Origin of the sequence: Phaeobacter sp. A36a-5a, assembly GCF_037911135.1 — a bacterium.
Lineage (GTDB): Bacteria > Pseudomonadota > Alphaproteobacteria > Rhodobacterales > Rhodobacteraceae > Phaeobacter > Phaeobacter bryozoorum.
The window spans coordinates 1275526-1294590 of sequence record NZ_JBBLYU010000001.1; the positions used below are offsets into that span (position 1 = coordinate 1275526).

The window sequence follows — 19065 nt, forward strand, 5'->3', positions numbered from 1 at the left end:
GATGACCCGGATCCATCCCAGCGCGGTGGTCGAAGAAGGGGCGAAGATTGGCGCCGATTGCGTCATTGGACCGTTCTGCCTGATTGGCCCTGAGGTCGTGCTCGGCGACCGGGTTGAGCTGAAATCCCATGTGGTCGTCACCGGAGATACCGAGATCGGAGAGGATACCACGGTGTTCTCCTTTGCCGTGCTGGGCGAGATTCCGCAGGATCTGAAGTTCAAGGGCGAGCGCTGCAAGACCGTGATCGGCAAGCGCAACCGCATCCGAGAGCATGTGACGGTGAATGCCGGCACCGAAGGCGGCGGCGGGATCACGCGGATCGGTGATGACGGCTTGTTCATGGCCGGTTGCCACATCGCCCATGATGCGCAGATCGGAGATCGTGTGATCGTGGTGAATTCCGCTGCGGTTGCGGGCCACTGCGTGCTGGAAGATGACGTCATCATCGGCGGCCTGTCCGGCATTCACCAATGGGTGCGCATCGGTCACGGCGCCATTGTCGGCGCGGTCACCATGGTGACCAATGATGTGATTCCCTACGGGCTGGTGCAGGCGCCGCGCGGTGAGCTGGACGGGCTGAACCTTGTCGGCCTGAAACGCCGGGGCGTGCAGCGTGCGGATATCACCGCGCTGCGCGCGGCCTTTCAGATGCTGGCCCAGGGCGAGGGCACGTTTCAGGAGCGCGCGCGCCGTCTTGGCGCAGAGAGCGACAGCGAATACGTGCAGGAAATCGTTGATTTCATTACCGGCGAGAGTGACCGCTCTTTCCTGACGCCGGGAGGCTGAGACCATGCTGGCATTGATTGCAGGGCAGGGCGCACTGCCTGCCGAACTGGCCGCGCGCCTGTCCGACCGGCCGCTGGTCTGTGCCATGCGCGGCTCCGAGCCCGATCACATTGAGCCGGAGCTGACCTTTCGCCTGGAACAGCTCGGCAGCTTTATCGCGCGCCTGTCGGCCAGCGGCGTGCGCGAGATCTGCCTGGCGGGCGCTGTGCGCCGCCCGGCCATTGATCCATCGCAGATTGATGCCGAGACCATGCCGCTGGTTCCGATTCTGCAGGGGGCGATTGCCGCAGGTGACGACGGGGCATTGCGCGCCATCATCGGCCTTTTTGAGCAGGCGGGCATGTGCGTGCGCGCCGCCCATGAGGTAGCACCGGATCTGGTGATGGCCGAGGGCATCCCGACCGAGGTGCAGCCCGGCGAATTGGACCGGCGCGATGCAGAACGCGGCGCAGAGGTTGTCGAGGCCATGTGCCGCGCCGATGTCGGCCAGTCCTGCGCGGTGCGGCGCGGACAGGCGATTGCGGTCGAGAACCTCTTTGGCACCGACTGGATGCTGACGGCGTTGCAGAACCGGCCTGACGGCACCGGAGGTCTGCTGTTCAAGGCGCCCAAACCCGGACAGGACCGCCGCGCGGATCTGCCCACGATTGGCGTGCAGACGGTTGAGCTGGCGGCCAAGGCTGGGCTGTCGGGGATCGTGCTGGAGGCAGGCGGTGTTATCGTGCTCGATCAGGATGAGGTGGTGGCCACCTGCAATCGGCTCGGGCTGTTTCTCTGGCTGCGCAGCGCATGAGCCTACGGGTGTTCATCCTCGCAGGCGAGCCTTCTGGGGACCGCCTTGGCGGTGCGCTGATGGCAGGTCTGCGGCAGCTCTGCCCGGATATCATCTTTGAGGGGGTTGGCGGCGCGCTGATGGCTGAACAAGGCCTAAAGTCGCGCTTCGATATGTCGGAACTGTCGGTCATGGGGCTGGCCGAGGTGCTGCCGAAATACCGCCAGCTGAAGCGCCGCATTCGCGAAACCGCAGAGGCGGTTCTGGACATGAAGCCGGATGTGATGATCACCATCGACAGCCCGGATTTCTCCCTACGGGTCGCCGCATTGGTGAAAGAAGCCAGCAGTATTCGCACGGTACATTATGTGGCGCCATCGGTCTGGGCCTGGCGCCCCAAGCGGGCGGAGAAGATGGCCAAGGTCATCGATCATGTGCTGGCGCTGCTGCCGTTTGAGCCGCCCTATATGGAAGCGGCTGGCATGGAGTGTGATTTCGTTGGCCACCCCGTTGTGGGGGAGCCACAGGCCACGGCGGAGGAGATTGCCGCCTTTCGCAGCCAGTACCAGCTGGAGGAGGCGCCCTGCATTCTGGCGCTGCCGGGATCGCGGCGCTCTGAGGTGATACGTCTGGCGCCGGTATTCGGTGCAGCCCTGAAACAGTTTCAGGACAGCCACCCGGAGTATCGGATCGTGGTGCCGGCCGCAGCTCCGGTTGCCGATCTGGTGCGCAGCCATCTTGCGGAATGGTCGGATACCGCGGTGGTGATCGACCCCAATACGCTGGACGGTGAAGTGGCCAAGGCGCATAAACGCGCGGCTTTTGCGGCGGCGGATCTGGCGCTTGCGGCTTCTGGTACGGTCTCGCTGGAGCTGGCGGCGGCGCGCACCCCAATGGTGATTGCCTATAAATTCCAGTGGCTCACCTGGCATATCATGCGGCGCATGGCGTTGATTGACACCGTCACGCTGGTCAATCTGGTCAGCGATACACGCGTGGTGCCGGAATGCCTCGGCCCTGAGTGTACGCCGGAGGCTATCGCCAAGGCGCTGATCAAGGTCAAGGCGGCGCCTACCGCGCAATCCTCTGCCATGGCGATCACGATGGAGCGGCTGGGCGAGGGGGGCGAAGACCCCGGTCTGCGCGCGGCCCGCGCAGTGTTGGATCGTTTGTCTGCGCAGACCTCCGCCGTCTCCTGAAGCCTGCCGGATGCAGAGCCTCCGGCAGGTGGCCTCTCGTAGCGCGGGCGCTATGCACCCGCGCGGTGCGCGCCGCAATGCGGGTGACTGAGCATGTGCCGTTGGGCGTGGTGTGGTGATGGATTTTGTTATGCTGAGATGCGCCTAAGGGCAGGTCTGCCCTCAGGCGCTATCTCGATTTTGGATTTGGGGAGGGTCTGTCAAGGACAAGCCGGGTCCCGCGCGGAGGCTGCGCCTTCCCTGACAGACGCACCGTGTTACTGGCCGTGTCAGTAGCCGCGCCAGATCCAGCCGCCGCCAAAGATACGGCTGCCCTCCTCAGCATAGAACACGCAGGCCTGTCCGGGGGAAATACCCTCTTCCGGGGTCAGCAGTTCGACCTCGGCTTCGGTCTCCGAGATCGGACGGATCACCGCATCGCGCGGGGGCCGGGTCGAGCGGACCTTGACCTTCAGATGCCATTCGTCGCGGCTGGTGAAAGGCTCATCGCCGAGCCAGTTGATTTCCCGCACCGGGATGGTGCGGGTGGCCAGCAAGTCCTTGGGCCCAACGACGACCTGTTTCTTGTCCACATCCAGTTTCACCACATAAAGCGGTTCGCTCAGCCCGCCGATGCCGAGGCCGCGACGCTGGCCGATGGTGTAGTGGATGACACCGTTGTGACGGCCGAGCACCCGGCCATCGGCATGAACGATGTCCCCCGGCTCCGCCGCGCCGGGGCGCAGTTTCTCGATCACGCTGGCATAATCACCATTGGGAACAAAGCAGATGTCTTGGCTGTCGGGTTTATCGGCCACCGCCAGACCATATTGTGCCGCCATCTCGCGGGTGGCGTCCTTTGACGGCAGATGTCCCAGCGGGAATCGCAGATAGTCCAGCTGCTCGGGGGTGGTGGAGAACAGGAAATAGCTCTGGTCGCGGTTGGCATCCTCGGCCGAATGCAGCTCGGGCCCGTTTGGCCCATCCTTGCGCTGGATATAGTGGCCGGTGGCCATGCAGTCGGCTTCCAGATCGCGGGCGGTTTCCAGCAGATCCTTGAACTTGACCCGTTCGTTGCAGCGGATACAGGGTACCGGGGTTGCGCCAGCCAGATAGCTGTCGGCGAACTCATCGATCACCGCATCCTTAAAAATGTTCTCATAATCCAGCACGTAATGCGGAAAGCCGCGCTCTTCGGCGACTCGGCGCGCATCATGGATATCGATCCCCGCACAGCAGGCGCCTTTCTTTGCAAGCGCCGCACCATGGTCGTAGAGCTGTAGCGTCACGCCCACAACATCATAGCCTTCATCGGCCAAATGTGCAGCAACAACAGAGCTGTCGACGCCACCCGACATGGCGACAACCACCCGCGTCTCCGACGGTGGTTTGGCAAAGCCAAGCGAATTCAGTTGGGGATTGGCATCCTGCGCCATCAGGCGACTCCTCGGATATGTGGGAAAGACACCGCAGAATATAGGAAAATCCTAATGATCCTCAAGGGGGCAGGTTCACCCCTCCTTAAGGCGTTTGCGCGAAATGTGGGGACGGACCAATTTCTATGCTCCACACGAAGGAAGAAAAGATGTTCTTGAAGAAAGTCGATGGCCCGCGCGCTGTGACCCTGCCGGATGGCACGGTGATGACGCGCGCGGATCTGCCGCCAAAGACCACGCGGCGCTGGGTGGCCTCACGCAAGGCGGCGGTTGTGCGCGGAGTCCTCTACGGCTTGATCCCGCAAAGCGAGGCATTGCGCAGATACAGCCTCTCCGAAGAGGAGTTTCGCAGCTGGGTTTCCGCTGTTGCGGACTTTGGCGAGGACGCCCTGAAAGCCACCCGTCTCAAAGACTATCGTAAATCCTGACGCAAAAAAATCATTCAGACTTGAGGTGAACGCGCAAATTAACCATCATGGTAACGGGCCATTAACTTTTTTCCACCAAGGTTAATTCGACCTGAGGGAAACAGTGTACAGGCGGAGAAAATAATATGCGCATTCTTCTTGTTGAGGATGATCCAACAACGGCGAAGAGCATTGAGTTGATGCTGACTCATGCCAACCTCAACGTTTATTCGACCGATCTCGGCGAAGAGGGGATCGATCTTGCTAAACTCTATGATTACGATCTGATCCTGCTGGATCTTAACCTACCCGATATGAACGGCCACGAGGTGCTGCGGCAGCTGCGCATGGCCCGTATCGAGACGCCCATTCTGATCCTGTCCGGTGCAGATGACACCGAAAACAAGATCAAGGGCTTTGGCTTTGGCGCCGATGATTATCTGACCAAACCCTTCCATCGCGAGGAACTGGTGGCCCGTATTCACGCCATCATCCGCCGCTCCAAGGGGCATTCGCAGTCGATTATCAACACCGGCAAGATTTCGGTCAATCTGGATGCCAAGACGGTGGAAGTTGCAGGCAAGGCCGTGCATCTCACCGGCAAGGAATACCAGATGCTGGAGCTGCTGAGCCTGCGCAAGGGCACCACATTGACCAAGGAGATGTTCCTGAACCATCTCTATGGCGGCATGGATGAGCCCGAGCTGAAGATTATCGACGTCTTTATCTGCAAGCTGCGCAAGAAGTTGAGCACGGCGACAGGTGGCGATAACTACATCGAAACAGTCTGGGGCCGCGGCTATGTGCTGCGCGATCCGCAGGACGATCAGCTGACTGGTGGTCACCGGATGGCTGTTGGCGCCTGATCCGGGGCGACCTTCATCTCACCCGGTTCCCGAACGATCCCGCTACGGCGGGATTTTTCACGTCTGCCACCTGCGCTGTGGCTGGACGCGATGGCGTCACCGTCCTATCACCTAGCTAAGATAAAGCGAGGCGACAGACGTGACACAGTCAGGCAACAGCGATTTGAACGGTTTGACCAAGGATCAGGCGCGCCGCGAATTTATGGCGTTGCAGGAGCAGTTGCGCGCCGCCGATCTTGCCTATCATCAGGCCGACGATCCCGAGATCAGCGATGCGGAATATGACGCTAAGAAACGCCGCTACCGCGCGCTGGCGGAGCAATTTCCCGATCTGGCTGAGATCGCAACCGAGCTGGAGACGGTTGGTGCGCCAATAGCCTCCGGCTTTGGCAAGATCACCCATGCACAGCGGATGATGTCGCTGGGCAACGCCTTTGACGACGAGGACGTGCGCGATTTCGACAAAGGTCTGCGCAAATATCTCGGCCTCGGCGCCGAGGACCCGCTGGCCTATACGGCGGAGCCGAAGATCGACGGGCTGTCGCTGTCGCTGCGCTATGAAGCGGGCAGGCTGATCCATGCGGCCACCCGTGGCGACGGGGCGGTGGGGGAGAATGTCACCGAAAACGCCCTGACCATTGCCGATATTCCGCAGCGGATCGACGATGCTCCGGCTGTGCTTGAGGTGCGCGGCGAGGTCTACATGAGCCATGCGGATTTTACGGCGCTGAATGATCGGCACGCCGCACAGGGTGGCAAAACCTTCGCCAATCCGCGCAATGCGGCGGCGGGATCCCTGCGGCAGCTGAACGCTGAAATCACCCGGTCGCGGCCGCTGCGCTTTTTTGCCTACAGCTGGGGCGAGCTGTCGGAGCCGCTCGCCGATACGCAGTTTTCAGCGCTTGAACGCCTGAAGGGCATGGGCTTTCAGACCAACCCGCTGACCAAATATTGCAAGGGCACAACCGAGCTGATTGCGCATTATCGCCTGATCGAGGAACAGCGGGCGACGCTTGGCTACGATATCGACGGCGTGGTTTACAAAGTGGATGCGCTGGCCTTGCAGGACCGTCTCGGCTTCCGCTCAACCACCCCGCGATGGGCGATTGCGCATAAATTTCCGGCTGAACTGGCCTGGACGCGGCTGGAGGGCATCGACATTCAGGTTGGACGGACCGGCGCACTCAGCCCGGTGGCGCGGTTGCAGCCGGTGACGGTGGGCGGCGTTGTTGTCTCCAATGCGACGCTGCACAATGAGGATTATATCGCCGGGCTGGATTCCAAGGGCGAAGAGATCCGCGACGGCAAGGATATCCGGGTCGCCGACTGGGTTCAGGTCTACCGCGCCGGGGATGTGATCCCGAAGATTGCCGATGTGGATCTGTCCAAACGTCCCGAGAGCGCGGTTGCCTTCGCCTTTCCGACCGTTTGCCCGGAATGTGGCAGCCCGGCCGTGCGTGAGGAAGGCGACGCGGTGCGACGCTGTACCGGCGGCTTGATCTGTCCGGCACAAGCGGTTGAGAAGCTGAAGCATTTTGTCTCGCGCAAGGCTTTCGATATCGAAGGTCTGGGCGCCAAGCAGATCGAAGCCTTTTACAGTGACGCGGGTCTGGCGATCAAAACGCCGGCCGATATCTTTACCCTTCAGGCGCGGGATGTGCAGAATCTGGCCAAGTTGAAAAACCGCGATGGCTGGGGCGAGACCTCTGCCGCCAACCTCTTCGCCGCGATTGACGAGAAGCGCAACATCGCGCTGGCCCGGCTGATCTTTGGTCTTGGCATTCGCCACGTGGGCGAGGTCGGCGCGCGCGATCTGGCGCTGCATTATGCGGATTGGGACGCGATGGCGGCGGCTGTTGATCTGGCCCGCCCGGCCGCCCTGGCGCAGCGCGCAGCGGATGGGGCCGAGGAGGCCGAGCGGGTTGCAGCAGCCCAGCAGGGCCGTCGCGCCCGCATCAAGGAAGCGCGAGACCGGGCCATTGCGGCGCTGAACGTGCCTGCGGAGGCCGCCGCGGCATGGGAGGATCTGATCGGGATCGACGGCATTGGCGCAACGCTGGGTCTGTCGCTTTCCGATGCTTTTGCCAATAGCGATGAGCGGGCGGCCTTCGACGCCTTGCGCGGCCATCTGACGATCATTCCGCCCGAAGCCCCTAAGAACGACAGCCCGGTCACCGGCCTGACGGTGGTCTTTACCGGAACGCTGGAGAAAATGACCCGCGCCGAAGCTAAGGCACGCGCCGAAGCCCTGGGGGCGAAGGTGGCCGGCTCGGTGTCGAAAAAGACGGATATTCTGGTCGCAGGTCCCGGTGCGGGGTCAAAGGAGCAGAAGGCTCGCGATCTTGGCGTGCGGATCCTCGACGAAGACGGCTGGCTGGAACTGATTGCGGGCGCATGAGCGGCAGACCAGAGATCCTCTTCCCGCTGTTTGCCGGGTTGGAAACGCTTCAGGGTATCGGCCCGAAGACGGCGCAGCATTTTGCGCAGATTGATATAGAAACGCCGCGTGACATGTTGTTTTCGCTGCCTTATTCGGTGGTGGATCGACGGCGGCGCGACAGTATTCGCGGGCTTGATTTTCCCACGGTTGCAACGGTTGCGGTGACCATCGGCGCGCATCGGCCGGCGCGGAACAAGGGGGGCGCCTACCGGATCCAGGTGAGCGACGCCGAGGAGGAATTCCAGCTGGTATTTTTCCACGGTCGCAGCCGCTATCTGGAGGCCCAGCTGCCGGAGGGGGCGCGCCGGGTGGTGTCGGGCAAACTGGAACTGTTTGATGGCATGGCGCAGATGGTGCACCCTGACCATATGCTGCCGCTGGCAGAGGCTGCCGAGATCCCCGATTTTGAGCCGGTCTATCACCTGACCCATGGTGTGTCGCAGAAAACCATGTTCAAGGCGGCGCAAAGCGCGCTATCGCGCTTGCCGGAGCTGGCCGAATGGGCAGATCCCTCGCAGATCACCAAGGAATCCTGGCCAAGCTGGCAGCAGGCGCTGCGCGCTGCGCATAACCCCGATGGGCCGGATGCGCTGGCGGCGGAGGCACCCGGTCGGACACGTCTTGCCTATGATGAGCTGTTTGCCCATCAGCTGACACTGGCGCTGGCGCGGCTGCGGGATCGGACGTTGCCGGGGCGCAGCAGCCTAGCCAGCGGGGCGTTGCAATCGCGGGTGCTTGCGGCCTTGCCCTATCGGCCGACCAATGCGCAGGCCCGCGCAATTGCGGAGATCACCGCCGATATGGCGGCTGGCGCGCGGATGAACCGTCTGTTGCAGGGCGATGTCGGCGCTGGCAAAACTCTTGTTGCTTTCATGGCTTTGCTGGTCGCAGTTGAAGCAGGCGGGCAGGGTGTCATGATGGCGCCGACCGAAATTCTGGCCCGTCAGCATCTGGAGGCGCTGCGCCCGCTGGCGGAAACCGCAGGCGTTGTTCTGGAACTCCTGACAGGCCGCGACAAGGGCCGGGAGCGGGCTGCAAAATGCGCGGCGCTGGCGCGGGGGGACATTCATATTCTGGTCGGCACCCATGCGGTGTTTCAGCCGGATGTGGTGTTTCGGGATCTGCGGCTGGCGATTGTCGACGAACAGCATCGGTTTGGCGTGCGTCAGCGCATGGAGCTGGCGGAAAAGGGCAAAGGCGCGGATGTGCTGGTGATGACCGCAACACCGATTCCGCGGTCGCTGGCGCTGACGCAATATGGCGATATGGAAGTTTCGGTACTGGATGAAAAACCGCCCGGTCGCAAACCGGTCAAGACTGCGGTTATCAGCACCGAGCGGATGCAGGAGGTGGTCAGCCATCTGCGCGGCGCCATCGAAGCCGGGCGGCAATGCTACTGGGTCTGTCCGCTGGTTGAGGAATCCGAGGTGATGGATCTGACCGCCGCCGAGGAGCGGTTCAAACATCTGCGGGCGACGCTGGGCGAGGGCGTGGTCGGGCTGGTTCACGGACAGATGCCCCCGGCGGAGAAAGACGCGGCGATGGCTGCCTTTCAGGCTGGAGAGACCAAGGTTCTGGTGGCCACAACGGTGATCGAGGTCGGAGTCAATGTGCCCAATGCGTCGATCATGGTGATCGAGCGGGCCGAGATATTCGGCCTTGCACAGCTGCACCAGCTGCGCGGCCGTGTCGGGCGCGGGGATGCGGCTTCGACCTGTCTCCTGCTCTATCAGGCGCCGCTCAGCAAGGGCGGCCAGAAACGGTTGGAGATCCTGCGCGAGACCGAGGATGGCTTTCGCATTGCCGAAACCGATCTTGAGATGCGCGGTGCGGGCGATGTCATCGGCACCGCACAATCGGGGCTGCCGCGATTCCGCATCGCCGATCTGGACCGTCAGGCCGGGTTGATGGCTGTTGCACAAAGCGACGCGCGGGCCCTGCTGGCCAGCGATCCCGATCTGTCCAGCCCGCGCGGACAGGCGGCGCGGGTTCTTCTGTGGCTGATGAAACAGGATCAGGCGATCCGTTTGATTTCTGTCGGTTAGCACGTCTTCCTGAGCTGAAACCTTCATCAGCGGCGGCCCTTATGATCGAGACGCTGCTTTGTGTTTTTGCGCCGTGTTCTCATGTGTTCGCAAATGTTCTCATAAAGTTCTTTACAGCCGCGTTTGAATATGAGAACAAATAGGCAACAACACGCCAGAGAGCGAGCGCAAGACAGACAGGAGGATGCACCATGATGACCCAAATCAAGACGACTGTTCAGAATGCCCAATCGACACTGTTGCAAGACGCCATTGGCGCGGCGGCACTGGTTGTGATGCTGGTCGCGGGGTTGCACCTGCCGGGTCTGCTGTGATGACGCCGGGCGACCAGCCTTGAGTTTTTGAGATTTCCTGATCGCACTCTTTATGCCGGACGGGGCCGCCTGTCCCAAGCCTGCCCGGTTTGCCTGCCGGTCTGGCCGACCTGCCTCAGGTCAACAGGCCCCGTTCGGGTCCCGCATGAGAGAGCATACTGCCGCCGCCACCTGTCAGGTGTGCGGCGGTTTTTTCATGTGGCCCGTTTGGAAGGGTTGTTCTGGCTGTCGTCACGGGCGCTGGTGAGGCAGGCATATCAATCGGCGGCTGAGATGGCGGCCTTGGATCATGACTGCGGATCTGCCTTGTTGGCGTGCGCGACTGATCCAACATGTTGAACTTGTAACGCTGGATCGGCAGGCGACCATCAGGCGCAGCTCTGTTCCTGATGGGTCTGCATAGCCTCATAGGTGGCATCGAGCGCCAGCATGATCGAGGCGTGGCGGTTCTTGAACTCGCGGGCGGGGATCAGGACTTCGAACCCGTCAAACGGCGCGTCCGGAACCGGGCCATCTTCGGTCAGCATGGCCTTCAGCTGCTGGCGGGCACGCTCAACCTCGGGCAGGGTGCGACCCAGGATGACCTCGCCGACAACCGCCGCCGAGGCCTGGCCAAGCGCACAGGCTTTGACGTCCTGACCAAATCCGACAATCGCGCCATCCTCGATCCGAAGATCGACGGTCACGGTCGAGCCGCACAGTGGCGAGCGTTTTTTAACCGTAACATCCGGGGCGTCGAGACGATCCAGATGCGGGATATCGGCGGCCAGGGCCAGGATCCGTGCGGAGTAGAGTTTTATCAGATCAGTCTCGCCGGACATCGGATACCTCGGGCTTTCCCTTACGTGCTGTTCCCAATACATAGGGAGCCAGTCTCCAGATGCAAAAGGTTTTTGCCATGTCGTTTGATCCTCTTAGCCTAAAGTACAATGAGGCCGGGTTGATCCCCTGCATCGCGCAGCAGGAGGGCAGCGGCGAGGTCCTGATGATGGCCTGGATGAATGCCGATGCGGTGAGACAGACGCTGGACAGTGGCCGGGTCACCTATTGGTCGCGGTCGCGGCAGGCATTCTGGGTCAAGGGCGAAAGCTCGGGACATGTGCAGGAACTGGTCGATCTGCGCGTGGATTGCGATCGCGATTGCCTGCTGGCGGTGGTGCGTCAGACCGGGCCTGCCTGCCACACCAACCGGCGCAGCTGTTTTTATACGGCCCTTCGCGATGGCGATGAGGTCGAGCTGATGGCGCCGATGGTCTGACAGCAACCGGCTGAGGGGACGGCCCGGTGCGGGCCGTGCCTCCGGCGGGGATATTTCTAGCCAGAAGATGTCTGTTCGGGCACCGCAGCGCAGCCGACCATGGCGCGGATCTGCGACGGGCTGACGCCTTCGGCGCGGTATTTGGCGAGGGCACGGGCATCGTCGCGCTTGGCAAGTCGCTTGCCCTGATCGTCGCGGATCAGCCCGTGGTGGTGGTAGATGGGTGTCGGCAGGCCGAGCAGTGCCTGGAGCAGCACGTGGATCTGCGTAGCCTCGAACAGATCCTCTCCACGCACGACATGGTTGATCTGCTGATCGGCATCATCGACCACTACGGAGAGGTGGTAGGCGCTGCCCATGCCGCGGCGGACGAGGATAATATCGCCGACCGCGGTAAGCAGCTGATCGGGGTTCAGCCGGTGCCGGCCCTGATGGGATAGGCCGGTTTCCGAGAAGCTGCGCAGGCTGGCCGCATCCAGCGCTTTTGCCATGTTGAGCCGTATCACGTCCTGCGGTGCGGCGTCGGCCATTGCGCGGCTGCGGCAGCTGCCCGGATAGATGCGCCCGTCGGGGCCGAATTGCGGTACGCCTTCTTGCGGCGCGCCTGCGGCGGCCTCGATATCGGCGCGGTTGCAGCGGCAGGGATAGGTGAGCCCCATTGCCGCAAGCTGATCCAGCGCGGCGCGATAGCGTGGCAGCCGTTCGGACTGGCGCATCACCGGTTGCGGCCAGCGGAGGCCGAGCCAATGCAGGTCGTCATAGATCTGCGCCTCCCAGCTGGGCCGGGAGCGGGATTGGTCGATATCTTCGATGCGCAGCAGGAAAATGCCCTCCGCTGCCCGCGCCATATCATGTGCCAGAAGCGCCGAATAGGCGTGGCCGAGGTGCAGCGGTCCAGTTGGGGATGGCGCAAATCGGGTTGCGAATGTCACGCTTTCTCAATCACATAAACGGTGGACTTCAGGTTGATTCCGGGCAGGTGGTCACCGTGTTCCCGAAACAGCAGCCGTGCCGCCGAACAATCCAGCCATTCGTTGAGCTTGCCGGTATAGGCGGGATCCTCCAGTGCGTGATCATTGTAGGAAAAGGCAAAGAGGCCGCCGCGCGGCAGGGCGTGCAGGATGCTGTCGAAGACCGCAGGCGGAGCGGCACCGGTGCCCAGAACGCCGCAGCCGGTGATCAGACGATAGGCGCCCTTGGGGATCGGCTGGCGGTCGGCGGCGTCGATCTGCGTCAGTTGGCGGTAGGCGTCTTTGGCACGGGCCTGCTCCAGCATCCGGGCGGAGGGCTCCATCCCGTCGACGGTTTCAAACCCCTGGAGGCGCAGTGCCAGACCTGACAGGCCGGTGCCGCAGCCAAAATCCAGAACGGGTTCGCTCATGTCCGATTGGAATTTCGCCAGCGCCAGGGCAATCCGTCCCGGCGTCGCGTAACCGTTCTCGGCGATTTCGGCATCGTAGGAAGCGGCCCATTGGTCGTAATGCGCCAGGGTCGCTTCCTGTGTTTCCAAGTCATAGGATTTGTCGAGGAACTTTTTGCTCATGACGACAGTTTATGCCTTCGCCGCCCGAAGCGTCTAGGAAAAGTTGCCAAGCCAGTCCTGCCACGCGGCTTTGGCCCGGTCGGTATAGGCCTTGTAGCGGTCCTTGCGGCCACGGCGGCCGCCTTTGAGACCATCGATCGGGCGGAACAGGCCGAAGTTCACATTCATCGGCTGGAAGGTCTTGGCCTCGGCGCCGCCGGTGATGTGATGGATCAGGGCGCCCATGGCGCTGTCCTGCGGCACATCTGGTAGCCCCTGACCAAGGATTTCGGCAGCGGCCATACGGCCGGCCAGCAGGCCCATGGCGGCGCTTTCCACATAGCCTTCGACCCCGGTGATCTGGCCGGCAAACCGCAGATGCGGTTTTGATTTCAGCCGCATCTGCGCGTCGAGCAGGGTGGGGGAGTTCAGGAATGTGTTGCGATGGATGCCGCCGAGGCGGGCAAAGCTGGCGTTTTCCAGCCCCGGAATCATCCGCAGCACCTCTGTCTGGGCGCCGTATTTCATCTTGGTCTGGAAGCCGACGATGTTGAACAGCGTTCCAAGCGCATTGTCGCGCCGCAGCTGGACCACCGCGTGCGCCTTGACCTCCGGCTGGTGCGGGTTGGTCAGCCCCACCGGTTTCATCGGGCCATGGCGCAGGGTTTCACGGCCGCGTTCGGCCATCACCTCGATCGGCAGGCAGCCATCGAAATAGCCTGCGGTCTCACCCTCGTGGAATTCGGTCTTGTCGGCGGCCAGCAGCGCGTCGATGAACGCTTCATACTGATCCTTGTCCATCGGACAGTTGAGGTAGGCGGTGCGCTCTTCTTCGGTCTCACCCTTGTCGTAGCGCGACTGCATCCAGGCCTGCGACATGTCGATGCTGTCGGCGTAGATGATCGGGGCGATGGCGTCGAAGAAGGCCAGCGCCTCGGCGCCGGTCTCACGTTGAATGGCCTTGCCGAGTTCAGGCGAAGTCAGCGGGCCGGTGGCAAAGATCCAGTGGCCATCGGCGGGCAGCTCGGTGATTTCCTCATAAGAAACGGCGACATTCGGCAGCGCTTTCAGCCGGGCCGTCACGGTTTCGGCAAAAGGCTCGCGGTCCACCGCCAATGCGCCACCGGCGGGCAGGCGGTGTTGTTCGGCGGTGGACATGATCAGCCCGTTGGCTGCGCGCATCTCCCAATGCAGGAGGCCCACGGCGTTCTGCTCGTCATCGTCTGAGCGGAAAGAGTTGGAGCAGACCATCTCGCCCAGATTGCCGGTCTGATGGGCAAAGGTTTCCACCTTTGGGCGCATTTCGTGGATCACCACCTCTACGCCCATATGTGCGGCCTGCCATGCGGCCTCTGAGCCGGCCATGCCGCCGCCCACGATATGCAATGTTTTTGTCATGCCCGCCACATAGGGCAGCTGGGGCCGTCACGCAATATTGCGCGGTGCGGCTTGTGCAGATCGGCACGAAAAACTGGTGCTTTTTGGGCCGAGCGAGCCTGTCGCAAGCAGTGGAAATGTCGACTGGTCTGAGCGGGAGGGGTATTGGGGTCGCTGGGGAACTGTCTGGCCGGGGGAGAGACCCGGTGGAGGGACGGTCCGCATCAGCGACCCTAATTGTGCTGGGGTTCGTGACCATGTCTCACCAACCCTGCCCAATCTTTGCCATGATCTTGCCTTGTTTGAAAGACCTGACATGGAAACAATAAATCACCAATCGTAAACAAAGGCTAAAATTTTCGATGTCTTTTAGATTTTTTGAGCAGATCAGCGATTTTTCCAGTCCGGGTCGCGTTTTTCCAGAAAGGCATCAATGCCTTCGACGGTATCCCGCAGCATCAGGTTTTCGACCATGACGGCGCCGGTGTGGGCATAGGCATCGGCCGTGGGCAGCTGAAGCTGGTCGTAAAACGCGCGTTTGCCGATCTTGACGGCGGCGCCGAGTTTGCTTGCCACGGTTTGGGCGAGGGCATTTGTGGTCTCGGTCAGATCCTCAGCTGCGGCGATGCGGTTGATCAGCCCCAGTTCCTCGGCGCGGGTGGCGTCAATGAAATCGCCGGTGGTCAGCATTTCAAAGGCATGTTTGCGCGAGATATTCCGGGTCAGCGCCACCATGGGAGTGGAGCAGAACAGGCCGATATTGACGCCATTGACGCCAAAGCGTGTGCCCTCGGCGGCGACGGCCATATCGCAGGAGGCCACCAGCTGGCAGCCGGCTGCGGTGGCAATACCGTGGACTTGTGCGATTACCGGCTGCGGGATCTGTTGCAGGCCCAGCATCACCTCGGTGCAGCGGGCAAAGAGATCGGCGAAATAGGCCTGTCCGCCATCCTCGGCCTGCCGCCCGGCTGTCATTTCACGCAGATCATGGCCCGCGCAAAACGCCTTGCCCCGTCCGGCGAGGATGACGACGCGGGTTTCGTCGTCGTCGCGCAGGCTGTCGATCTGCCCCTGAAGTGCGGCCAGCATCCCGTCCGACAGCGCATTCAGCCGCTCGGGCGCGTTGAGATGGAGCGTGGCGATGCCGTTGCTGTCGTGACGTTCCAAAATTGTCATCTTGTGTCCCTCCCCGGATTAAGGCCAACGTTAGAACATGTTGCACTTAGGGGGGAACCGGTATTGCGCCGCCACCCCATGCGACATCGGCTCGCAGGGAACCGGCAACAGTGAGGGAGAGAGACAGCATGGGCTTGGCGTTTGATGCCGCAGGGTTGGGAGCTTATCTGCATGAGGTGTTTGCAGAGGTGGCCAATGATTTTGTGATTGACCGGCTGGATGAGGACGGGATCACAATGCGGCTTCTGGTGGATGAGCGTCACCTGCGCCCCGGTGGGACCGTTTCAGGACCGTCGATGTTTGGTCTGGCCGATGTCACCATCTATGCGCTGGTGCTGTCGCGGCTGGGGCGCAAGGCGCTGGCGGTGACCACCAATGCCTCGTTCGACTTCATGCGCAAACCGGCAGGCGGCACGCCCCTGATTGCCGAAGGCAAGCTGCTGAAACTGGGACGCCAGCTGGCGGTCGGCGATGTGCTGTTATTCTCCGAAGGGGATCCGCGTCCGGTGGCCCGCTCCACCATGACCTATGCCATCCCGCCAGAGCGATAGGCGTCAGAGCGCGGTGGCCAGCGGCTGGCCAACTTTCACCAGGGTTTCGCGGCCCCTGGCGCTATTGGTGACCAGATCGTCACTGAACTGCACGCGGCCCGGTTCGAACACCACCACAACGGTGGAGCCTCCGAATTTGAAATAGCCCTTTTCGTCCATCTTCTGCACCGCGCCCGAGGTGCGGGTGTTGACGATGGAGCCAACGCCAAAGGCGCCGACCTCGACAAAGGCGTAGCTGCCAATGGTGTCTGTGTCGATCAGGGTCCAGCTGCGTTTGTTCTCGCCAAAGACATCCGGACCTGCGCCAAGCGCGATGGGGTTCACCGAATGCAGCGCGCCCGGAATATCCTGCGCGGCGGTGATGCGACCGGCGGCCGGGAAGTGGTAGCGGTGATAATCCGCAGGACAGAGCCGCACGATGGCCAACGCGCCACCAACAAAGCGGTCAGAAATACCGGGCAGCATGGTCCGCACCGACATCGGATGCCCCTTTACGGGGACAAAGACATCCTCCGCCAGCTCGGGAAAGACCAGCACCCGACCATCGGCGGGGCTGACGATTTCGCTGGGATCGTCGCTGTAGGGACGTGCCTCCGGCCTCAGGTGGCGGGCAAAGAAGGCGTTGAAAGTTGCATAGTTTTCCGTCGGTTCCGTTGCCTCGCTCATGTCGATGGCAAGATCGTCGACCACGGTCTGGATCTTCCCTCTGGAGAGGGACGAATCAAACCATGCTCCCATCAGGCGGCTGATCAGGGCGGAGCGGAACAACAGTTTTTCCACCGGTTTTGCGCTGGCGTTCTGATAGGCCCAGCGGATCCATTTTTCACCCAGAACGACCTCTTCAAAGGTGTCTCCGGTGTCGCGGTCAACAACTAGGATAGGGTCGCGCTGCATGGGGCCTGCCAGATTTTGTTTCGCTCCCGCCGCGCCTAGCAAGAAGCGGCAGTCACGCCAAGGGGGATTTGGAGCGCAAGGCGACGGGCAGGCCGCCACGGCCCGAAGGTCCGGTGTCCGTGCGACGTGATTTTTTGCCAGGAGAGCAACGAAAAAGGGGGCCGAAGCCCCCTGATGCCTGCCCCTTACGGGAACAGCTTTTTCACATAGTTCGGCAAGGCGAATGCGGCCTTGTGAACCTCCGGGTTGTAATAGCCGGTGTCGATCCCCGCGGCGGCAAAACGTGCCTCCAGATCCGCAAGGCTCACGCTGCGCGCCTTGTCCGAATGGCTGCCCCAGCCAAACGCCATCGGGCCACCCGCATAGGTCGGCACGGTGGCCAGATAGCAGGAGGCATCGGCAAACAGCGCCTGAAACGCCCGCAGGGTGCCGGTCAGCTCATCGCCCTGCATGAAGGGCACGCCATTCTGCGTCACGATGATGCCATCCTCAGTCAGCGAACGGGCTGCGTGGCCATAGAAAGTATCGGTGAACAGTACCTCGCCGGGGCCGATCGGATCGGTGGAATCGACGATGATCACATCGAATTTCTCGGTGTTCTCTTTCATGAAGAGCGCACCATCGTTGATCACCAGATTGAGGCGGGCATCATCAAAGGCGCCATCGCTCAGCATCGGCAGGTATTCTTTGGAGAATTCCACCACACCGCCGTCGATTTCAACCATGGTGACATGCTCGACCGATGGGTGGCGCAGCGCTTCGCGCGCCATACCGCCGTCGCCGCCGCCGATGATCAGCACGCGCTTTGCATTGCCATGCGCCAGGATCGGCACATGGGTCAGCATTTCGTGGTAGATGAAATTGTCGCCTTCGGTGGTCTGCACCACGTCGTCCAGCGTCAGAATGCGGCCAAACTGGCCGTTCTGAAACACCTTCAGACGCTGGTGCTCGGTATTGCTGTCATAGAGCATCTCATCGACGCGCAAACGCTGGGCGTAATGGGCGTGTAGGCCTTCGGTGATCCAGGTGTGATCACTCATGCCGCCACTTCCTTGGTCAGGATGCCCTTTGCCAGGAACTCCTCGCCGCGCAGCAGTTCGCGCACCGCAACCGTCGGTGTGTCGAAGGCTTCTTTCAGCACATCAACCGCTTTCCAGGGCTCGGCATCGCCGCACATGAAGACGTCAAAGGCGCCATAGCCGATCTCGGGCCAGGTGTGGACGGAGATATGGCTTTCGGCCAGAACGGCCACGCCGGAGACGCCTTGCGGCGAGAATTTATGCGTATGGATGTGCAGCAGCGTTGCGCCACAGACTTCGACACACTTGCGGAAGGCGTTCTGAATGCGGGTTTCGCAATCCAGACCGCTGCCGTTCATGACCTCGATAATGAGATGGGTTCCGGCAAATACCTTTCCATCCCGACGGATGAAATGGTCTTCGCGATCCGAATCCACAAGTGAGTTTACGATCGCAGTGGTTGCACTGCGGGCGGTATCTTCCTCTTGGGCGCCTGTCTCCAGACCGATCCCCAGTTGGAAGAGGTTGGCGTCCGTCATGACACTCCCCTTCGTTCCAGTAGATGACAATCCAGCCGGCCCTTAGCGCCCCCCCGGATAAGAGTCCGGGGTTGGGATCGGTACCGAAAGTGAGGGGGCATCTATTGTGGGGGCGGGATTCGATCAAGGGGTTTTTTGTAAAATGAACACCATCGTGCCATAAAAAAGACCGGGGCAAGCCCCGGTCATCAGGTGGTTCCGTTGCCCGGGGATCATGGGCGCCAGAACGGAAGAGTCCCTTGATACTCGGCGTCCTCGCGGGTCAGCCCAACATCTTTGAGCAGTTCCGGCGGCAGTTGACGCAATGCCTGTCGCGTGCGCTGACGCACGGTCCATTTGGTGACCAGAACCGCAAAGGAGACCGCGATCTCAGCCAGCACCGGCAGGGTGGGGCGGCTGGAAAGATAGATCATGTCGGGCGAAGAGGGTGTTGCGTTCTGTGTCATGGCAGTTTCCTATTGTATTGATACAATCCTGTGTTTAT

At 61.7% G+C, this 19065-nt stretch carries 20 protein-coding genes; 10 read left to right on the top strand and 10 right to left on the bottom strand.

Features of this window, described 5'->3' with window-relative positions:
* Window position 1: 1 nt before the first annotated feature.
* From lpxA to lpxB, 3 genes are read left to right on the top strand one after another with little or no spacing between them, the layout of a single operon-like run.
* Complete coding sequence (gene lpxA / locus WLQ66_RS06010) at window positions 2-787, top strand: acyl-ACP--UDP-N-acetylglucosamine O-acyltransferase (RefSeq protein ID WP_340545450.1); 786 nt, start codon at window positions 2-4, stop codon at window positions 785-787.
* A 4-nt stretch (window positions 788-791) separates the two neighbouring features.
* Complete coding sequence (locus tag WLQ66_RS06015) at window positions 792-1580, top strand: LpxI family protein (RefSeq protein ID WP_340545451.1); 789 nt, start codon at window positions 792-794, stop codon at window positions 1578-1580.
* Window positions 1577-2758 carry a lipid-A-disaccharide synthase gene (gene lpxB, locus WLQ66_RS06020; RefSeq protein ID WP_340545452.1) on the top strand — a complete coding sequence of 394 codons (1182 nt, stop codon included), beginning with the start codon at window positions 1577-1579 and terminating at the stop codon, window positions 2756-2758. The genes WLQ66_RS06015 and lpxB overlap by 4 nt, the downstream gene beginning before the upstream one ends.
* Before the next feature lie 269 nt (window positions 2759-3027).
* Here lpxB and mnmA read toward each other — a convergent pair whose 3' ends face one another.
* The gene (gene mnmA / locus WLQ66_RS06025; RefSeq protein ID WP_340545453.1) at window positions 3028-4173 is read right to left on the bottom strand and encodes a tRNA 2-thiouridine(34) synthase MnmA; all 1146 of its coding nucleotides are present in this window, start codon (window positions 4171-4173) and stop codon (window positions 3028-3030) included.
* Between the two features lie 149 nt (window positions 4174-4322).
* Between mnmA and sciP the strand changes: the two genes are divergently transcribed.
* The 5 genes from sciP to WLQ66_RS06050 all read left to right on the top strand — a co-directional run bounded on the left by sciP (window position 4323) and on the right by WLQ66_RS06050 (window position 10245).
* Window positions 4323-4601, top strand: a complete 279-nt coding sequence (gene sciP / locus WLQ66_RS06030) for a CtrA inhibitor SciP (protein ID WP_040104126.1) — start codon at window positions 4323-4325, stop codon at window positions 4599-4601.
* Between the two features lie 125 nt (window positions 4602-4726).
* A complete protein-coding gene (ctrA, locus tag WLQ66_RS06035; RefSeq protein WP_340545454.1) occupies window positions 4727-5446 on the top strand; it encodes a response regulator transcription factor CtrA in 720 nt (239 codons plus the stop codon).
* A gap of 202 nt (window positions 5447-5648) precedes the next feature.
* A complete protein-coding gene (ligA, locus tag WLQ66_RS06040; RefSeq protein ID WP_340546315.1) occupies window positions 5649-7844 on the top strand; it encodes an NAD-dependent DNA ligase LigA in 2196 nt (731 codons plus the stop codon).
* The gene (recG, locus tag WLQ66_RS06045) at window positions 7841-9931 is read left to right on the top strand and encodes an ATP-dependent DNA helicase RecG (RefSeq protein ID WP_340545455.1); all 2091 of its coding nucleotides are present in this window, start codon (window positions 7841-7843) and stop codon (window positions 9929-9931) included. Before ligA ends, recG begins: the two co-directional genes overlap by 4 nt.
* A gap of 191 nt (window positions 9932-10122) precedes the next feature.
* The gene (locus WLQ66_RS06050; RefSeq protein ID WP_024097384.1) at window positions 10123-10245 is read left to right on the top strand and encodes a hypothetical protein; all 123 of its coding nucleotides are present in this window, start codon (window positions 10123-10125) and stop codon (window positions 10243-10245) included.
* A 368-nt stretch (window positions 10246-10613) separates the two neighbouring features.
* On the opposite strand, the gene WLQ66_RS06055 is transcribed toward WLQ66_RS06050, so the two are convergent.
* Entirely contained in the window at window positions 10614-11066 is a 453-nt protein-coding gene (locus WLQ66_RS06055) for an iron-sulfur cluster assembly scaffold protein (protein WP_340545456.1), read from the bottom strand.
* A gap of 59 nt (window positions 11067-11125) precedes the next feature.
* Between WLQ66_RS06055 and hisI the strand changes: the two genes are divergently transcribed.
* Window positions 11126-11503 (top strand): phosphoribosyl-AMP cyclohydrolase, encoded by a 378-nt coding sequence (hisI, locus tag WLQ66_RS06060; RefSeq protein ID WP_340545457.1) that lies wholly within the window; start codon window positions 11126-11128, stop codon window positions 11501-11503.
* A 56-nt stretch (window positions 11504-11559) separates the two neighbouring features.
* Here the strand turns inward: hisI and gluQRS are convergent, their stop codons facing one another.
* The 4 genes from gluQRS to WLQ66_RS06080 all read right to left on the bottom strand — a co-directional run bounded on the left by gluQRS (window position 11560) and on the right by WLQ66_RS06080 (window position 15578).
* Window positions 11560-12435 (bottom strand): tRNA glutamyl-Q(34) synthetase GluQRS, encoded by an 876-nt coding sequence (gluQRS, locus tag WLQ66_RS06065; protein ID WP_340545458.1) that lies wholly within the window; start codon window positions 12433-12435, stop codon window positions 11560-11562.
* Complete coding sequence (locus WLQ66_RS06070; RefSeq protein ID WP_340545459.1) at window positions 12432-13046, bottom strand: class I SAM-dependent DNA methyltransferase; 615 nt, start codon at window positions 13044-13046, stop codon at window positions 12432-12434. The genes gluQRS and WLQ66_RS06070 overlap by 4 nt, the downstream gene beginning before the upstream one ends.
* Before the next feature lie 33 nt (window positions 13047-13079).
* A complete protein-coding gene (gene trmFO, locus WLQ66_RS06075) occupies window positions 13080-14423 on the bottom strand; it encodes a methylenetetrahydrofolate--tRNA-(uracil(54)-C(5))-methyltransferase (FADH(2)-oxidizing) TrmFO (RefSeq protein ID WP_340545460.1) in 1344 nt (447 codons plus the stop codon).
* A 366-nt stretch (window positions 14424-14789) separates the two neighbouring features.
* On the bottom strand, window positions 14790-15578 hold the full coding sequence (locus tag WLQ66_RS06080; RefSeq protein ID WP_340545461.1) for an enoyl-CoA hydratase: 789 nt from the start codon (window positions 15576-15578) through the stop codon (window positions 14790-14792).
* Window positions 15579-15706: 128 nt separating this feature from the next.
* On the opposite strand from WLQ66_RS06080, the gene WLQ66_RS06085 reads away from it, so the two are divergent.
* Entirely contained in the window at window positions 15707-16129 is a 423-nt protein-coding gene (locus tag WLQ66_RS06085; RefSeq protein ID WP_340545462.1) for a PaaI family thioesterase, read from the top strand.
* Between the two features lie 3 nt (window positions 16130-16132).
* Here the strand turns inward: WLQ66_RS06085 and asd are convergent, their stop codons facing one another.
* From asd to WLQ66_RS06105, 4 genes are all read right to left on the bottom strand, one after another.
* Window positions 16133-17023, bottom strand: a complete 891-nt coding sequence (gene asd / locus WLQ66_RS06090) for an archaetidylserine decarboxylase (protein ID WP_340545463.1) — start codon at window positions 17021-17023, stop codon at window positions 16133-16135.
* 185 nt (window positions 17024-17208) lie between these two features.
* Window positions 17209-18063: a polyamine aminopropyltransferase gene (gene speE / locus WLQ66_RS06095; RefSeq protein WP_340545464.1), complete on the bottom strand. Its 855-nt coding sequence runs from the start codon at window positions 18061-18063 to the stop codon at window positions 17209-17211.
* Window positions 18060-18581, bottom strand: a complete 522-nt coding sequence (gene speD / locus WLQ66_RS06100; protein WP_340545465.1) for an adenosylmethionine decarboxylase — start codon at window positions 18579-18581, stop codon at window positions 18060-18062. The genes speE and speD overlap by 4 nt, the downstream gene beginning before the upstream one ends.
* A 212-nt stretch (window positions 18582-18793) precedes the next feature.
* Window positions 18794-19027 (bottom strand): DUF1127 domain-containing protein, encoded by a 234-nt coding sequence (locus tag WLQ66_RS06105; RefSeq protein ID WP_340545466.1) that lies wholly within the window; start codon window positions 19025-19027, stop codon window positions 18794-18796.
* Window positions 19028-19065 lie beyond the last annotated feature (38 nt).

What these genes read in the sequence shown, in the direction of transcription:
- lpxA (WP_340545450.1), top strand. Translation starts at nt 2, where the DNA reads ATGACCCGGATCCATCCCAGCGCGGTGGTCGAAGAAGGGGCGAAGATT.
- WLQ66_RS06015 (WP_340545451.1), top strand. Translation starts at nt 792, where the DNA reads ATGCTGGCATTGATTGCAGGGCAGGGCGCACTGCCTGCCGAACTGGCC.
- lpxB (WP_340545452.1), top strand. Translation starts at nt 1,577, where the DNA reads ATGAGCCTACGGGTGTTCATCCTCGCAGGCGAGCCTTCTGGGGACCGC.
- mnmA (WP_340545453.1), bottom strand. Translation starts at nt 4,173, where the DNA reads ATGGCGCAGGATGCCAATCCCCAACTGAATTCGCTTGGCTTTGCCAAA.
- sciP (WP_040104126.1), top strand. Translation starts at nt 4,323, where the DNA reads ATGTTCTTGAAGAAAGTCGATGGCCCGCGCGCTGTGACCCTGCCGGAT.
- ctrA (WP_340545454.1), top strand. Translation starts at nt 4,727, where the DNA reads ATGCGCATTCTTCTTGTTGAGGATGATCCAACAACGGCGAAGAGCATT.
- ligA (WP_340546315.1), top strand. Translation starts at nt 5,649, where the DNA reads ATGGCGTTGCAGGAGCAGTTGCGCGCCGCCGATCTTGCCTATCATCAG.
- recG (WP_340545455.1), top strand. Translation starts at nt 7,841, where the DNA reads ATGAGCGGCAGACCAGAGATCCTCTTCCCGCTGTTTGCCGGGTTGGAA.
- WLQ66_RS06050 (WP_024097384.1), top strand. Translation starts at nt 10,123, where the DNA reads ATGATGACCCAAATCAAGACGACTGTTCAGAATGCCCAATCGACACTG.
- WLQ66_RS06055 (WP_340545456.1), bottom strand. Translation starts at nt 11,066, where the DNA reads ATGTCCGGCGAGACTGATCTGATAAAACTCTACTCCGCACGGATCCTG.
- hisI (WP_340545457.1), top strand. Translation starts at nt 11,126, where the DNA reads ATGCAAAAGGTTTTTGCCATGTCGTTTGATCCTCTTAGCCTAAAGTAC.
- WLQ66_RS06070 (WP_340545459.1), bottom strand. Translation starts at nt 13,046, where the DNA reads ATGAGCAAAAAGTTCCTCGACAAATCCTATGACTTGGAAACACAGGAA.
- trmFO (WP_340545460.1), bottom strand. Translation starts at nt 14,423, where the DNA reads ATGACAAAAACATTGCATATCGTGGGCGGCGGCATGGCCGGCTCAGAG.
- WLQ66_RS06080 (WP_340545461.1), bottom strand. Translation starts at nt 15,578, where the DNA reads ATGACAATTTTGGAACGTCACGACAGCAACGGCATCGCCACGCTCCAT.
- WLQ66_RS06085 (WP_340545462.1), top strand. Translation starts at nt 15,707, where the DNA reads ATGGGCTTGGCGTTTGATGCCGCAGGGTTGGGAGCTTATCTGCATGAG.
- asd (WP_340545463.1), bottom strand. Translation starts at nt 17,023, where the DNA reads ATGCAGCGCGACCCTATCCTAGTTGTTGACCGCGACACCGGAGACACC.
- speE (WP_340545464.1), bottom strand. Translation starts at nt 18,063, where the DNA reads ATGAGTGATCACACCTGGATCACCGAAGGCCTACACGCCCATTACGCC.
- speD (WP_340545465.1), bottom strand. Translation starts at nt 18,581, where the DNA reads ATGACGGACGCCAACCTCTTCCAACTGGGGATCGGTCTGGAGACAGGC.
- WLQ66_RS06105 (WP_340545466.1), bottom strand. Translation starts at nt 19,027, where the DNA reads ATGACACAGAACGCAACACCCTCTTCGCCCGACATGATCTATCTTTCC.